10 protein-coding genes are annotated in these 13,850 nt (G+C 51.5%); 7 read left to right on the top strand and 3 right to left on the bottom strand.

Annotated elements, in window-relative coordinates; all coding sequences use genetic code 11:
- Positions 1–52 precede the first annotated feature (52 nt).
- The gene (locus EI42_RS26780; protein ID WP_170142936.1) at positions 53–2,947 is read right to left on the bottom strand and encodes a tetratricopeptide repeat protein; all 2,895 of its coding nucleotides are present in this window, start codon (positions 2,945–2,947) and stop codon (positions 53–55) included.
- 424 nt (positions 2,948–3,371) lie between these two features.
- On the opposite strand from EI42_RS26780, the gene EI42_RS26775 reads away from it, so the two are divergent.
- A complete protein-coding gene (locus EI42_RS26775; RefSeq protein ID WP_111325711.1) occupies positions 3,372–4,160 on the top strand; it encodes a gasdermin in 789 nt (262 codons plus the stop codon).
- A 30-nt stretch (positions 4,161–4,190) separates the two neighbouring features.
- The gene (locus tag EI42_RS26770) at positions 4,191–7,013 is read left to right on the top strand and encodes a CHAT domain-containing protein (RefSeq protein WP_111325710.1); all 2,823 of its coding nucleotides are present in this window, start codon (positions 4,191–4,193) and stop codon (positions 7,011–7,013) included.
- 32 nt (positions 7,014–7,045) lie between these two features.
- On the opposite strand, the gene EI42_RS26765 is transcribed toward EI42_RS26770, so the two are convergent.
- Complete coding sequence (locus EI42_RS26765) at positions 7,046–7,603, bottom strand: hypothetical protein (protein WP_111325709.1); 558 nt, start codon at positions 7,601–7,603, stop codon at positions 7,046–7,048.
- A gap of 366 nt (positions 7,604–7,969) precedes the next feature.
- Here EI42_RS26765 and EI42_RS26760 point away from each other — a divergent pair, with 366 nt between their 5' ends.
- The 3 genes from EI42_RS26760 to EI42_RS26750 all read left to right on the top strand — a co-directional run bounded on the left by EI42_RS26760 (position 7,970) and on the right by EI42_RS26750 (position 9,879).
- Complete coding sequence (locus EI42_RS26760) at positions 7,970–8,491, top strand: hypothetical protein (RefSeq protein ID WP_111325708.1); 522 nt, start codon at positions 7,970–7,972, stop codon at positions 8,489–8,491.
- Positions 8,492–8,611: 120 nt separating this feature from the next.
- Positions 8,612–8,968: a hypothetical protein gene (locus tag EI42_RS26755; protein ID WP_111325707.1), complete on the top strand. Its 357-nt coding sequence runs from the start codon at positions 8,612–8,614 to the stop codon at positions 8,966–8,968.
- A gap of 125 nt (positions 8,969–9,093) precedes the next feature.
- On the top strand, positions 9,094–9,879 hold the full coding sequence (locus EI42_RS26750; protein WP_111325706.1) for a GNAT family N-acetyltransferase: 786 nt from the start codon (positions 9,094–9,096) through the stop codon (positions 9,877–9,879).
- Positions 9,880–9,943: 64 nt separating this feature from the next.
- On the opposite strand, the gene EI42_RS26745 is transcribed toward EI42_RS26750, so the two are convergent.
- Positions 9,944–10,138, bottom strand: a complete 195-nt coding sequence (locus EI42_RS26745) for a helix-turn-helix domain-containing protein (protein WP_111325705.1) — start codon at positions 10,136–10,138, stop codon at positions 9,944–9,946.
- Between the two features lie 1,611 nt (positions 10,139–11,749).
- On the opposite strand from EI42_RS26745, the gene speE reads away from it, so the two are divergent.
- Both speE and speD read left to right on the top strand, forming a co-directional pair.
- Entirely contained in the window at positions 11,750–12,694 is a 945-nt protein-coding gene (gene speE, locus EI42_RS26740; RefSeq protein ID WP_111325704.1) for a polyamine aminopropyltransferase, read from the top strand.
- A complete protein-coding gene (speD, locus tag EI42_RS26735; protein WP_111325703.1) occupies positions 12,695–13,051 on the top strand; it encodes an adenosylmethionine decarboxylase in 357 nt (118 codons plus the stop codon).
- Positions 13,052–13,850 lie beyond the last annotated feature (799 nt).

Here is a 13,850-nt window from a genome sequence, read left to right as displayed (position 1 = left end):
GCGCCCGATAAGCCGGGCGCTCCTCTTTTTTTGGTTCTGCTCAATCATTCGGCTAGAAAAAGTCGATCTTGGGCGGATCTTTGGGATATATGCGCAGAACCTTGTGGTTTGGATTCAGGCGCAACACCTGCGCGAAAGCATCCTCCGCCATAGAATCGTGACCCAGAGCCCGATGAATTAAACCCTTATGATAGAGTGCCTCTTCATCATTCGGGTTCAGCTCAATAGCCTCATCAAAGGCATCAAGTGCATCATCGTACTCGCGTAACTCCTTCAGGATCAGGCCTTTGAAGAAGTAGGCGTCTGCATACTTGGAATCAAGCCGTAACACCTCGTCATAGGCTTCCAGCGCCTCTTGTTTGCGCTTGAGTTTGCGGAGCGCATGCCCTTTCTGCTGATAGGCATATTTATCGTCCGACGAGAAGCGAAGCGCCTTATTCAGCCAGATCAGGGCCTCCTCATAGTGACCGAGGATATTGAAAATCCAGCCCTTTTCACGCAATGTCCATGCATCTGTAGGATCAAGCTTGAGAATGAGGTCATAGGTATCGAGCGACTCGTCATAGCGCTTCAATTGCCGCAAGACCCACCCTTTTTCCTGCAAGGTCCAGATGTCGGTTGCATTGAGCGTCAGGGCTGTATTCAGTGCGCGAAGTGCTTCGTCATACCGCTTCATCTTGCGGAGCGCGAAGCCCTTCTGCTGATAGGCGTATTCGTCGTTCGGATCCTGGAGCAGTGCCAGTTCAAGGGTACGCAGGGCGTCGGTGTAGCGTTCCAGATTGTTGAGCACCCATCCTTTTTCGCGCAGTGTCCACGCGTCATTGGGCTCAATCTCCAACGCGGCGTTATAGGTATCGAGTGCCTCGTGATTGCGTTTCATCTGCCGCAACACAAAGCCCTTCTCTCGCAGGGTCCAGACATCGTGTGGATTGAGCAGCAGCGACGTATTCAGCGCGTCTAACGCCTCATCAAATCGCTTCATCTTGCGCAGGACAAAGCCCTTTTCCTGGAACGTCCAGGCGTCATTGGGTTCAAGCTGCAAGATGTGGTTACAGGCGGCCAGAGCATCCCCAAAGCGGCCGAGAAGCCGTAGCACAACCGCTCGCTCCTGAAGCGTCCAGAGGTTGACCGGATCGATCAGCAGCGCTTCCTCGTAGCAATCAAGCGCCTCTTCATAGCGTTTGAGCTTTTTGAGAGCAAAGCCACGCTGTTGATAGATGTACTTGTCATGCATGTTCAGCTCAACCGCTTTATCCAGACTGACAAGGGCTTCCTCATACCGGAGCAGATTGTTGAGCACCCACCCATGTTCACGCAGGGCCCACGGGTCGTCAGGATTCAGGCGGAGAGCCTCTTTCAGCGCTTCCAACGCCTCTTTATCGCGCTTGAGCTTGCGCAGGATGAAGCCTTTTTCCTGCCATGCAATCTCCTCGTTCGGGTCGCGTTCAATCGCCTTCTCGAAGGCTTCAAGAGCCTCATCAAAGCGTTGTAGCTCTTTGTAGACCAGACCCTGATAGCGATAGGCTACCGCCAGCGTGTTATCAAGGCGAATGGCTGTTTCGCAGGCCTGTAGCGCTTCTTCGTTGTCGCCAAGCGTGTAATAGATCATCGCTTTGCGACAATAGATCAGGGCGTCGCTGGCATCCAGTTGCTGCGCCTGTTCGAGCACGTCAAGCGCGTCCTCATAGCGAAAATGCTCGATCAGGATTTCGCTTTGTCGGAAGGCCTCCTGAGCCGAGGTAAAATGATACGGTTCCTCATCGTCCTCATCGTCTTCAAGCTCATACTCGAAGTCGAGATCATCGTCCAGGTTGCCATTCAGTGTCTGGGCCATTTTCTGCGAAGACAGGGCCTCCTCATGGCGTCCAAGAGCCTGAAGAACCAGTGCCTTTGTGTTGTAAATGGTCGGTGCCAATGCGGGATTCAGGCGCAACACGCTATCATAGAGGCTCAGCGCTTCCTCGTATCGGCCCAGTGCGACCAGGGCGGTGCACTTGTTGGCATACACTTCTGTGAGGTCTGGGTTCGCTTCCAGAGCAGCATCATACGCCTCTAAAGCCTCATGAAAACGATTCAGTTCCGCGAGCGCCTTGCCCCTTTTGTACAGGAGTGTGGCATCTTCCTGATGAGCCAGAGCCTTATCAAATGCGTCGAGAGCTTCCTGATAGCGCTTCAGTTCAAGCAGCGTCTCCCCTTTGTTGGCGAGTACTGGTGCACATTCGGGCTCAAGCTGGAGAGCGCTATCAAAGGCATGAAGTGCGTCTTCATAGCGCTTCTGTAGATGGAGGGTGATCCCTTTGTACAGGTATGCTTCAAGAAAATCTGGCGTCTTTGTGATGACCTGATCAAAGGCGGCAAGCGCCTCCGGGTAATCCTTCAGGTGAAAGTAGGTCAGTCCTTTCTGATAAGAGGCCGCGCTGAGTGCTGGATTGAGCTGTAGAGCCTGATCAAAGGCGGCGATAGCGTCTCCCGGGCGATCTAGCTTGAGCAGAACGAGCCCTTTGTTATAGGCGGCGCTGACGTGCTCAGGATTGCTCTTAAGCGCCTGATCAAAAGCGTTCAGGGCCTCCTCATATTGTTCGAGATCCTGGTATACCAGGCCTTGTGTGTTATAGGCTGCTGCATAGCTGGAGTCGAGGCGCAGTGTCGCCTGAAAAGCCTGGATGGCCTCTTCATAGCGGCCCAGTTCAAACAGGGCCAGTCCCTGATGATAGGAGATATCTGCGTTATTTGGGTCGATCTCCAGAGCCTGTTCAAAGCTAGACAGGGCTTCGGTATGGCGCTTCAGTGCAGCGAGAGCCAGACCCTTGCGGTAGAGGGCCGTCACATCCTGCGGATGCTCACGGAGCGCCTCATTGGAGAGTCGAATAGTTGCTTCGTAGTCTCCGAGCGCGTGGCTTTGCTGCTCGTTGCTACAACCCTGTATCTTATGATTGTCATTCATCATGTGGAGAACCCCAGAATATTTTTCGTATAGCTTTTTGGCATATGGAAGCTGTCGATGCATTATCATTATATATGGGCGCATACGCTTGAATCAATGCAATAGGGCAGAAGTATGCTGTAAGCATAGGTTGGCACGCTTTCCCGCGCCATTTGCTTTGCTGATCGCACAGGGGGAAAACTCAAAATCTTTTTGTGAACGATTTAATTGTAATAGGGTTAGCTGTATGTTACAATAACACAAACTTTATTGCAACTGGAATCAAAGGAGCTTCACGAGTGGCTTTATAGTTAAACACCTCTTCACTTATACCGTACAGGAAGGAACTCGTTGATTCTACCGCGGCGTTTTATTTTTCCTTGTGAAGCGAGAAAACACTTTATTTGGCAGCGTCAAATACGTCCTTGTAATAGGAGGGAAAAAGCCTATGTTTAAACGGCGCGGATCGCTTATCAATTACCTGCAACCCTACGGCTACTGTGGTATATATGTACCCCGCTTTGAACTCCAACCGCTGGCTGTCCTGGCTCGGCAGGAGGACGGTAGCCTTTTTGGCAACATCGGCTTATTGACATCTATTGTTGGGTCTGGCACCCCGATCCCCTTTACCATTCAGGCAGGAGAGCCGTTCGTCCCGCTTTCTGGCAGCATCTCGTTCTCGCTCGGAGCCGCTATCGGCATGGATTTTCTGGGCAATATGCTGACCGTCATTCAGGGTGCTGATGTGAAATTGGAGCTTCAGGTGAAAAAGGGGAGCTCGCTGCATTTCTCTTTTGAAGAGGTGATGCAAGATCGCGTCGAGCTGCTTCAGATCGAGAACTACCTGAAGCGGGTGCCCGTGCGTCTCATGCAGGTCGGCTTCGCACGCGATTTACAACGTGGCAAACTCTATATCGTTACCGCGACGCTCAGAAGTTCCAAATTTAGCGTGACGTTTGAGAAAGCGCGGGCAATCGGCCTGGAACTGGGTGCCAAAACTCCCTGGAATGTAGGCGAGGGAACCCTTACCCTGAGTGAGCTGGCCAATACTTCTACGGCTCGGATGACCTACAATGGCCCCAGACCCCTTGTTTTTGGCTTTCAGGCCGTGCAGGCTGTCTATTCCAGCTCTTCCTATAACTCGCTCAAATTGCTCAAATCTGAGGCAATGCGCGGCACTTCTGCTTCCGGCTATAGAATGCTCAACGTTGAGCAGGCCTCTGGATATGACAGCTAAAAAGAATGAAAAGAACATAATGAGGTCTGTATGGCGTATACAAATGTTGATATACGCATCACCAGCGCACGTGGCTTTATAGGGAGACAGGACAGATACATCGCTACGATAGTATATGGCCGACAAAGGGAGCGAACGCAGTTTTCGTTTCCTGCTGAGGAATGGAGGGCGCTTGAAACCGATTTCCGGGAGCAGGGGCTGCGGTCGATCTCTGATATGCGTGGTCCTGTGATAAATGATAGCAATGTTGTCAGGCGCTTTGGTCGCGTGCTGTTTCAGGCGCTGTTTGATAGTAATCGCGCGGTCGCACGCCTCTATGAGAGCATTGTGGCTCAGGAAGAGGAGGTGCGGCTGCGGCTTTACATCGAAGATAGTAGATTACTCAATCTGCCCTGGGAAATGCTTTTCGATCCCAGGCATAACGCCTATCTGGCGTTGCGCCGCTCACCGAAGTTCTCTATTGTGCGCTGGAACGGCAGAAAGCAGCCGGATTTCGAGCTGAGTGTTCCGAAGTTGCGCATTCTGATCGTGACCTCTCAGCCTCGGAATATGGTAGATGTGGCCGTCGAACGCGAGCTGGAGAACATCCGTTTGGTGCTGTCGCCGCTGGTAAGGGATGGGCGCGTTGAGATGTGTGTCATTGAGGCGAAACCAGGCGAACTGGGTCGCGTCAGAAATGGAACCTGGCATATACTGCATTTTATCGGGCATGGAGAGCGTGGCGAGCTTATCATGTTGGATGAGAATGGGTATGCGCGCCGGGTGGAGGCCGAGGCGATCCCTTCAGAATTGCCGCTAGAAGTGCGCCTGGTCATTCTGAACTCCTGCTATGGAGGGAAACAGCATCAGGTGTTTGCGTTTACCAGTACCGCGAATCGGCTGATGCTTTACGGCGGCGTGCCCGCTGTACTGGCGATGCTGCACCGTATTCCCAACGAGAGCGCCATTGTGTTTGCCCGGGCCTTCTACACGGCGCTTATCGGGCAGAATGAAGAGGTACGCTCGCTTGAGAGTGCGGTCGTGCAGGCTCGCAGCGAGCTGTACGGGAATGCGAGGGAATCAGTTCACTGGGCCACACCTGTACTGTATATGAGTCGGGGCCTGGACGTGAAGATAGGGCACAAGAAGCCCTCACCCACACCCCTCTGGCTGGTGGTGTTGCTCATTGTGCTGGTGCTTCTTTCCATAAGCTTCATCTTTGCGCGGTATTATTTGATAGATATGCAAGCTGGCCCGACAGCGCCTCCTGTTGTCACGGGCTGCAACGTGGACTCGTCGCTCTATACCCGGACGACCGAGCAGCAGACCCCGTCGCTTGGCACCTTTACTCCTGACTCTGGCGTCTATACCCGCACTGTGAAGAACAGCGTGATCGGGATCAGTAACGGTGGCACCTTTTTTGACATGCAGCGAGGCAAGGAGGCGAACGAGCTGTTGAGCCGGGCGGCAAGTGAGTATCAGAAAGGGAATGATGCCGCCTATGATGCGTATCTACGCGATATCATTGATAGCGTTGACCCGACCAACGCCGAGGCCCAGATCTATTATGAGAACTACCGCATTCTCAAATCAGGTAAACCGTATATTACGGTTGTCCTGGGCACCTCCTTTACAAAAAGTAACATGGGTGGAACACGTGATGTGCTTCAGGGTGCTGTCACGGCACAGAAGAATCATAATGCCCTGCTTGAGGGCGCTCTGAACGCGCTGCCGTCCAGGCTGCCGGATAACCACTTTCAGGGGTGCCCTTCGGTGGTCGTCCTGATCGCGAACTCAGGAGATGACGAGAACAACACACAGCTTGTCGCGGACCAGATCAAGACGCTTGCCCGGCTCCATCAGTCGGTGGTCGGGGTGCTTGGCTGGACCTTGAGCGCTCATGCCATTAATGCGCGGTCCTATCTCGCCGACTCCAATCTGCTTATGCTTTCTCCGACTGCTTCCAGCAAGGGATTGACGAATACGCCCCGGTTCTATCGTATTGTGCCCGAAGATGATCGCCAGGCTCACCTGATGGTTCAGTATCTCGCGAAGCGGCATAGCAATTCGATGAAGAGAGTGGCTATCTTTCGTCAACTGCGAGACAACTATAGTAGTAGCCTGGGGAATGTGTTTCGCGAGAACCTGGAAGACGTTTTCCCGGAGGTAAAGATATATAATGGACAATACTTCCAGGGCGATGCACAATCAATTGAACAGGCGCTCAGGCAGGCGGTAGAAGGGGAAGGGGTCAAGGTGATCTGTTTTGCTGGCTATGTTGGTGAGGCAAGTCTGCTGCTCAATGCGCTACAAAAGCACATTGACGCAAACGACCAGCGTTATCGGGATATTTTGATTGTGGGTGGTGATGCTATCTCGATTCTGGCGAATTATCCCGCCAATCAGCGTGGCCTGGATCATCTGCTTGTCACCTCGTTCGCGACCTCGGATGAATGGGAGTGGCTGGCAAGCAGGGGCATTCAGCAGGCGAATGAGCGGGCGGTGTTGCAGTTTCGTGAGACCTATAAGCGCTACTTCCAGAACGACCAGCTTCAGCTTGCAAACGGCTTTTACGGTATTGATTGTGATGTGATGCTTGGCTATGATGCGCTGAATGTGCTGCTTGAGACGTATCGGCTGATGGTGGCTGAGGGCAACGGCACCTGTGGACGCTGCCTGATGTCCGACGCGCTTGTGAAGCTTCAGGGTGACCGTATCTGGCAGGGAGTGAGCGGGCAAATCTCATTTCAGGCAAGCGGGAACAATCCTGTGAACAAGGCAGTTGCAATCGCGACGGTGGATGTGAAAAAGAAGCAGATCAAGACAGAGGAGGTGTATGGCTGCTTCTTCCCGACTGTGTGTCGGAACCCATAAGAGGGGGGAAAACAGGTACCCCCCTCGCGGGTTCAGTGGTTGTCTGGCGGTTGAAAGGTTCCTTTGACGTTCAAATAAATAAGTTGTGAGTTACGAAACTGCACAATCATATCTGGTTGACCGTCATTGTTTGTATCATTAAAACGCAAAGTAATCGGAACAAGGGCGGCATCGGGTCCTAGCAGTTGAGGGCCCACATACACATGAGGCTTGGAAGCATCGCCTCCAGGTAGCTCAACGATATGAATGCGTCCTTGCAGATTCATTGCGATAAAATGACTGGGTGTTGTTCCGGCTTCATGTCCTACGGTCGCATCGATGTGAAAGGTGCGAGGACGACCGTAGTGAAAGTCATCCAGTCCAACGGATATCCAGGCAAATAGACTTTGCCCGAGCCAGACACAGAGAAGCATTCCTGCCATTCCCAGTACCATAAAGAACAGATAATGGCCAGAGCGCTTCGTCGGGTGTGCCGCCGTTACCGGGCGGCGGGATCGGTTGCCCGCATCGTAGAGTTCCTCTGTTACAACGGTAGATGAACGATAAGGACGATAGCGTACAACGCTCTTTGGAGCAATTGTAGAAGACATACTTCCTCCTCTGAAGAAAAAGAATAAATGCAGAAAAGAAAAAGAAGAAATACCAACCACTGCGGAACCGCACGGTTGCACCCTCAGAGGGAGAGAAAGCTGCATATTTAAATGAAAATGTGCGCGACTACAATTGCAATGCAAAGTATACCTGAAAATAAGGAAACGTGCCAGTACCGAATAGGCATATATGGTACCTATTGGCCGCATGGCCTGTACTTTCTCTTTGCCCCGAATTGACCACTTCGAATCCAGAAACGTATAATGAAAAGAGATGATACTCTGTGGAAAGAGTGAACAACCACCTTTTTGATGCTGCTGCCGGTCTGCCTCTGGATGTTGTGGTTTGGGAAGGAGCCAACAGTAATGACCACGAGAAGAAACTATACGCGTGAGGAATGGAACTATCTTGAGAGCCTGCCATTCCTGGTTGGTGGCTTTGTGAGCGCGGTTGATAGCGGTTTCCTGGGGCGCCTTGTGGAAGCCTTTTCTCTTGTTCCTACGGTCTTTAAAACGGCAAAACGCTTTCCGCGCAATCAACTGATTCAGGCCGTTGTACAGGGTCAACAGGCCCACGGTGACAGCAAAGGGAAGGCTGAGAAGCGCTTCTCGGAAGAGGCCGACGCGAAAAACGTGCGCGATCTCTGTCTGCACGCGTGCCGGAAGGTGGCCGAGATCCTGGACCAGAAGAGTTATCCAGCGGAGGCAACCGAGTTCAAGCGTTGGGTGGTGGCGATCGGCGAGGAGATCGCGAATGCTTCGGGGGAAGGGGTGCGTTTTCGCGATTTCAGGAGCCTGGGGAGACGTACCATCACAAGGCGAGTCAGTGTCAAAGAGGAGGAGGCCCTTCACGCAGTCAGGGAGGCGCTCGGCCTGCCAGAACTCTAAGGCTGGCGCTGGAAAGCAGTGGCCACTGGAAGAAGGGCCCTCTGCTCTTTTTTGAGAGGAAATTGTGATACAATAAGGGAGTAGCAACCGGTTGTTTTGTGCTAGTTGAAGGAGCTCCTCATGCGTGTCTTTTCCCAGGAAGCAATTGAACGTCCCCATAGAACGTGGCTGGCAGCCGAAGTATTCTGTAAACATGCTCGCGCTATTGGTCAGGTGACGGCCAATGCGAGCGATGAAGAGACCGTTATTGCTGTTGTACGCAATGATCTGACGTTTGGTGGAGCCTGGCCCATACCAAGCGAGGACCTCTACTGGCTGGTTCCGCAGATTGAAGATGATGAGGGTGGTTGGGCTGTCATCTTTAACGCCAGAAGTTCGGTGGCAGAAATCTCGGATCGCTGTATCCGCTTTGCACGCCTGGCGTTCAGGCATTGGGAAGTGATGCAGCGCTATGTCAAACGGCAGTCTTCGCTGTGATCCTGCTTTTCACTCCTTCGGTACGTTGATCCCCATGTGTGCGCTCTGTATACTGTTTTTGATGTTTGAGGCTGGCGAAATTTCGTCAGCATTCTTTTACTCAAAAACAGGGAAGCCTGGGAGGAATGATGAACCTGCTGTCGTTGATGGACGAGAATCTTGTGGTCCATCAAAGTTACCTGCAAGCGCTGCATCCCGCTATGCTTGTCCGTCGCGATCCACAATTATTGCTGGTTGATAGTGGTCTGGACTGTGATACCCTGAACTATGTCTCTCTGGCGCGCTTGGACGCCGAGGAGGCACCACTGCGTATTGAAAACACGATTGAGCACTTTCGGCACGTCGGGCGGCGTTTTTCCTGGTGGCTCGGTCCACAGGATAGGCCCGCTGAGCTTCCTGAGCTGCTTGAGGCGGCTGGCCTGACGAACACCGAGACAGAAACAGCGATGGCGGTTGATCTGCGTGTGCTTCCGGCGTTGCAGCTTCCGGAGGGACTGAAGATCGAGCGCGTGCGCAGCATGAGCCAGCTTGAGGACTTTGCTCGGGTGCTGGCGAGCCTCTGGATGCCGCCCGATGAACAATTGATTGCCTTTTATCGGCTGACGGCGCATGAGCTGCTCAAGAATGATTGTCCGCTGCGGCTGTATGTTGGTTACTGGCAGAGGGAGCCTGTGTCAACGGCGGAGCTCTGTCTTGCCGGCGAGGGGGTTGGGCTGTACAATGTGGCGACGCTGGAAGCATATCGAGGCCGCGGCTTCGGAAGCGCGTTAACGCTCTATCCGTTGTTGGAAGGACGCGCAGCGGGGCATCGTTTCGGGGTATTGCAGGCGGCAGAAGATGGCTTCCATATCTATCAACGACTGGGCTTTCATGCCCTGGGGATCTACCGCGAATATCAGCCCCCCCGCTAAAAAGACAAAAAGAAGGGCTCGCATGTCGATGAAATCATGCGAGCCTCTTTTTCTGCTAAATGGCTTAAGAAGCCTTGAAGTCGGTGGTTGTGCCGAGGACTTTTTCAAGCGTCTCACGCTTAATGCGGTAAGCCTGGCGGCTGCTGACATGAGGAAGTACAACAGCTTCCAGAGCGCCCTGCTTCACCCAGCGGCGAACAGTGGTATCATCAACACGCAGAATTTCGGCAACTTCAGAGACGGTCAGCAGATCATTCATCGGAAAAAATTCCTCCTTACTTATTGTTGTTTGAATGCTCAGTCCATAAAATGAAGCAGTGTATCAAGTGCTACACCGCTTGCAGGGAATAACAGAAAATCTCTGATTCTATATAAGAGATTATAGTAAACTTTGGCACTGTGCGTTTTTATTATATAACACGCTCATAGGAATTGCAACGGCATCTCCGGGAAGGGGTACTTTAGTACTCCTTTTCGTCTATCTATTGTTTGCCAGGTCAGAAAACCAGACAAAGCAAAAGGGCAGGCTCAGGCGGAGTGAGCTTGCTCTTCGGGTAATGGAGCGTGTAATGCTTTTTATCCTCTACGGAGAGGGCTGCATTGAGGGTATGACGGGAAGTGCCTGAGCAGAGGCCCCGTCAATACAGGCCTGCGAAAACGTGTTATTCCCATTTATTGTAGTATATACGGAAAACTCAGAATAGACAAGAGCGTGGCTGTTCCATATATGCTGAATTACCTCCGTATGAGTGCCCGGGTACGTACTCCATACCTGAAAATCGTATCGTTTATCGATAGAAACGGCGATTTTTCTCCTGTAATTCCCTACCCAAACGATCGATGATCGTGAACGTTAGCAGCGATCATCACGCTACCAGTTGATTTTATTGAAGAATGAATAGAGTTTGTACCTGGCGTTCAGGAGCAAGAATTGAGTATGCTCTGCCCTGAATGGCTTACTGAAAAAGTATGACTTTCAGTCACCTCTTTCTACGGTATCGGCTGGTGTCAGGTTGCACTGAAGGGTAGAGAGAAGAAAAAAAGAACTTGAGCGAGTATCGCTTGCATTACCACAGTGAAGATGAGATAATAGGACGGGCGAAGAGAGAGCTTCTCAGACTCATCAACATTGGACGAATTTTCCGCAAGCAAAAAAAGACTTGAACGCCCTGTCAGGGGGGGTGAGCGCTTTTGCTTTGTTGAAAAAGGTCCCAAAGGCATTGACATTTCCCCGGGAAATAAGATATAAAATATGGCTTGTAAGCAGTTGTTTGCGAGGCTGGCACTCGTCAGACGAGACTGCGTCTTCTCATCAGCGTTGCTTGTTGCGCTGCTGATGAAGTTTACTGACAACGGTCAGAACATGTTACTGTTGAGGGCACCCTTACGTTCTTATTAGAAGTGTGTCCTTCACACAGAGAACGGAGGAAAGCAGCACGCTTTTCTCATACGCCCTGGCAGGATGCGCGTAGCATCACGTTGAGGCGTGAGTTATACAATCAAATACGGAAAACAAGCAAACGAAGAAAGAAACATTATCACACACTGTGTGATACCGTAAAATGGCTCTGTAACTGGTTGTAAGCATCAACCTTTACAGAGCTTGCTCATGTGTGAGATGGAAGCAGAAGTAGAGGAGGTCGGAACGGAGGGGGGAGAGATACAGAGAGAGAAGGGCATGACGTCGCCTGTTAAAGAGGTCTCACCTGCTAAAGCGAAGCGGCGGAAGTGGAATAGCCCGGTTCCAGGAACACATTCTCCCAGATACATCTTAACAAGCGAGCGACAGGATATACCATTATCTTTCTTTAGTAGGTCGGGGGGTGGAGAAGGGGATCAAAATTTCTGTTGAGAAGGAGAGTGGTGCGTCATGCGTGCACAGAATTGGATGATTGAATTTCGTGCGGTCAGTCGCGCGAATATGTTCAGGCTGCTGAAGACAGAGGTCTCAACAAAGTCGAAATACCAGGAGATCGTGATTGCCGATGTCCAGGGTTTCGGTAGGGCTGTATTTTTGGATGGTTTACCACAATCGTCTGCAAAAGATGAATTTATCTATCATGAGGCGTTGATCCATCCTGCACTTGTCGCAAACAAAAGCCCGAAAAAAGTCTATATTGCTGGCGGTGGCGAAGGTGCTGTCCTGCGTGAGATTCTCAAGCACAATACCATTGAAAAAGTGGTCATGGTTGACATTGACGAAGAGTTCATCAACCTGTCGAGAGAATATCTGTACGACTGGCACCAGGGAACCTACGATCATGAGAAGGTAGAGTTGGTACATGGAGATGCAAGAACCTATCTGGAGGAAACAGAAGAGCGGTTCGACGTGATCATCATGGACCTGACCGACCCTCTGGAAGATGGGGTCTCTACCTCGCTCTTCACCACCGAGTTCTTCTCGCTGGCAAAATCACGTCTGGCCGAGGGTGGCGTGCTCTGTATGCAGGCCGAGACCGTTGATATTACTGATATCGCACCGCATGTCTCGATCGTGAAAACGCTGCAACAGTGCTTTAAGAACGTGCTCCCGTATCAGACGTATATTCCTTATTATGGCCTTGCATGGGGCTTCGTTGTTGCAAGCGACCATGACATTCGCCCGCGCTTTGACGCGGAAACTCTAACACAAACGCTCAAAGAACGCGATTGTAACGACCTCAAGTTCTATGATAGCGAATCGCACCAGCACATGTTTTCTCTGCCTAAATATCTGCGAGACGCAATTGCTGATCCAAATGTCGGTAAGATCGTTAGCGATGAGCAACCGTTAATTGTCGAACCACTAGCTGAAGGGGAGAAAGGAAATTCGTAGATGACAACACCTCCGGTTGGGCTACATATCCTCTCGGAATTGTACGATTGTGAGAGGGTAGGAAAGATCGATAAGCAGACTCTCAGTGAGAAAGTGGCTCAATTAGTGAGAGAGAACCAGTTAACTCAGATCGGAGCGCTTTACCATGAGTTCGAGGGTGGTGGTATTACCGCCGTTATTCCCCTGGCAGAATCCCATATCGCGCTTCATACCTGGCCTGAACTGGCTTATGTCACTCTCGAAGTGTACGTTTGTAATTATACTCGCGACAATTCTAACGCTGCCCGCAATGTCCATCAGGCGATTGCTGAACTTTTCGCTCCGGGACGAATGCAGACACATGAACTGACGCGCTAATTCCGTTATCTCTGTTGACAGCCTGAAAAGAGAAAGGACCGGCTAGCTGCTTGCTAACCGGTCCCTTTTTTTATCTGACATGTTGTTTTTTTTATCGTCTTTTCACAATTCATGCCAGGAGCCCGCCTCTACGGGCACTCCTGAGTGACCTGAAACACCACCCCTAACACATGGATGGGAACTTTCACAGGCAACCCTCCTTCTTAGATGAGAGGTGCTGTCGTTCTATCCTTTCTCATGTCTTCTGGAAGCCCGCCTCTACGGGCACTCCTGAGTGACTTGAAACACCACTCCTAAGACATGGATGGGAACTTTCATAGGCAACCCTCCTTCCGTTGTCCAGAAGAGCTGTTGTCTAAGTGCTTTGGTAAGCCTGGAAAGCCCGCCTCTACGGGCACTCCTTGCTCACTTGAAACACCATCCCTAATAAGCGAACAGGAACTTTGATAGGGCGCCTCCTTTCTTTGGCTTTCCTAACTGTTCTGTTTCGCTTCTTTCACCAGGCACTTCTCTTTTCCTGGTGATGTCTCCTTTTCGGAGATCACACTGTAATTATAAGGAATGATACAGAGAGTGTCAAGGTGAACAATAAAGTATTTTCTTGAAATATGGTAACGGAATACACTTCTTCTCGGTTGCACTTTTCATTGACACTCCCCAGGCCAGAAGGGCGGGGATTCTTCCTTCATCCAGCCTGCTTGCGCGGCGCCGCAGTGCGACGACGCGTAGCGGCAGGCTGTCCAGAAGCGTTCGACGAGACACCCTCGTCGGTTCCCGTCTGCCCGACGGTACCCTGTAG

It is taken from the genome of Thermosporothrix hazakensis (assembly GCF_003253565.1).
In the GTDB taxonomy this organism is placed as follows: domain Bacteria; phylum Chloroflexota; class Ktedonobacteria; order Ktedonobacterales; family Ktedonobacteraceae; genus Thermosporothrix; species Thermosporothrix hazakensis.
Note: the sequence above shows the minus strand (reverse complement) of the source record. Positions and strands in the feature narration are given on the sequence as shown.

Coding starts and splice junctions, on each gene's coding strand:
- EI42_RS26780 (WP_170142936.1), bottom strand. CDS start 2,947: ATGATGAATGACAATCATAAGATACAGGGTTGTAGCAACGAGCAGCAA.
- EI42_RS26775 (WP_111325711.1), top strand. CDS start 3,372: ATGTTTAAACGGCGCGGATCGCTTATCAATTACCTGCAACCCTACGGC.
- EI42_RS26770 (WP_111325710.1), top strand. CDS start 4,191: ATGGCGTATACAAATGTTGATATACGCATCACCAGCGCACGTGGCTTT.
- EI42_RS26765 (WP_111325709.1), bottom strand. CDS start 7,603: ATGTCTTCTACAATTGCTCCAAAGAGCGTTGTACGCTATCGTCCTTAT.
- EI42_RS26760 (WP_111325708.1), top strand. CDS start 7,970: ATGACCACGAGAAGAAACTATACGCGTGAGGAATGGAACTATCTTGAG.
- EI42_RS26755 (WP_111325707.1), top strand. CDS start 8,612: ATGCGTGTCTTTTCCCAGGAAGCAATTGAACGTCCCCATAGAACGTGG.
- EI42_RS26750 (WP_111325706.1), top strand. CDS start 9,094: ATGATGAACCTGCTGTCGTTGATGGACGAGAATCTTGTGGTCCATCAA.
- EI42_RS26745 (WP_111325705.1), bottom strand. CDS start 10,138: ATGAATGATCTGCTGACCGTCTCTGAAGTTGCCGAAATTCTGCGTGTT.
- speE (WP_111325704.1), top strand. CDS start 11,750: ATGCGTGCACAGAATTGGATGATTGAATTTCGTGCGGTCAGTCGCGCG.
- speD (WP_111325703.1), top strand. CDS start 12,695: ATGACAACACCTCCGGTTGGGCTACATATCCTCTCGGAATTGTACGAT.